General features: G+C 32.8%; 1 protein-coding gene. It reads right to left on the bottom strand.

Annotated features, from left to right (window positions below; translation table 11 throughout):
• Positions 1-34: 34 nt before the first annotated feature.
• A protein-coding gene (locus ACFO3N_RS24890) for an IS3 family transposase (RefSeq protein ID WP_379801511.1) occupies positions 35-1,401 on the bottom strand; the annotation gives its coding sequence in 2 pieces (ribosomal slippage) (positions 35-933 and positions 933-1,401; 1,368 coding nt in all).
• Positions 1,402-1,444 lie beyond the last annotated feature (43 nt).

The raw sequence follows: 1,444 nt of genomic DNA, 5'->3' as shown, positions 1-1,444 counted from the left end.
TAGACTGCACCCAAAAGTTTAGACAAATTAATAATTAAGTTTTATAATAATGAGCTCGATATTGTATCGGGCTCATTCCTTTTAGATTAAGTTTAATTCTGTCATTGTTATAATAATTTATATACTCGATAATCTCTTGTTTCAATTGATTAATGGAAGTGTATTTTTTTAGATAAAACAACTCTGATTTTAATATTCCAAAGAAGTTTTCAATTATCGCATTATCAAGACAATTGCCTTTTCTGGACATGCTTTGCATAATTCCTTTTTTCTTTAATAAATGCTGATATTGTGTCATTTGATACTGCCATCCTTGGTCAGAATGCAGAGTCAGATTAGTATTATCGGGTATTTTTTTAAATGCTTTTTCAAGCATATTTAAAACTTGATTAAACACTGGTCTTTGCGATAATTCATAGCTAATTATCTCTCCATTAAACAGATCGATTATCGGCGACAAGTACAATTTATTGCCAGAAACATTAAATTCAGTCACATCGGTTGCCCATTTCTGGTTAGGTATATCAGCCTTAAAATTGCGTTGCAGTAGATTAGGGGCTATCTTTCCCTGCTCTCCTTTATACGATCTGTACTTCTTGATTCTGATTAGACTTTTTAATCCTAAAAATTTCATCAATCGAAGCACTGTTTTGTGATTAATTAAAATCCCCTCTTTTTTGAGTAATAGAGTAATACGTCTATATCCTAATCTGCCCTTATGATAATTGTAAATCTGTTTAATTAAATCTTTTATCTCTTGATATTTATCGATTACCTGACCTTTCTTTTCATAGTAATAATACGTACTTCTAACCATGTTCATACAATTTAGCAAAAGATCTAAATCATATTTATGCCTTAATTCCATTATGGTTTGAGCCTTTTGTTTTGATTGGCTTGCTCGGCTTGAACTAAGGCGTTGAACTTTTTTAGAATTTCGTTCTCAGCGCGCAGGTACTCTAACTCCTTTAAGAGTTCCTCTTCCCTGGTTAAAGGTTTGTCTGTTTTTCGTTGCTTTCTCTTAAAATTCATAACTGCTGGTCTGCCACGTGATTTAAGTTCTAAGCCTGCCAAATCATCTTTTGCATATTTTCTTTGCCAGCTTATTATGGTTGACTGCGCTGGAATTTTGAAAATCAAGCAGGCTTCATCCAAAGATAATGACTTATTTTCAATGGTTTGTATCACTTTTAATTTAAAGTCTGCAGTATAAACTTTATTTTTCTGCCTTGGTAAAAGACCTTCAATTCCAAATTCATTATAGCGGCTAATCCAGCATGTAAGGTTGCTTTCAGCTATCTTGTTTGCTCTAGCTGTGCCTTTAACCGAGTTATGCCTTTTCATAACTTCTTCTACACAACGAAGTTTAAATTCACAATTGTACTTGACTTTTCTTTCCATAAAAATGCCCCCAAATAGTGTCTAACTTTTTGGGGGCAGTTCA

Source organism: Flavobacterium chungangensis, assembly GCF_042654045.1.
Taxonomy (GTDB): Bacteria; Bacteroidota; Bacteroidia; order Flavobacteriales; family Flavobacteriaceae; genus Flavobacterium; species Flavobacterium chungangensis.
The sequence above is the reverse complement of the archived record's forward strand: the minus strand, read 5'-3'. Positions and strand labels throughout refer to the sequence as shown.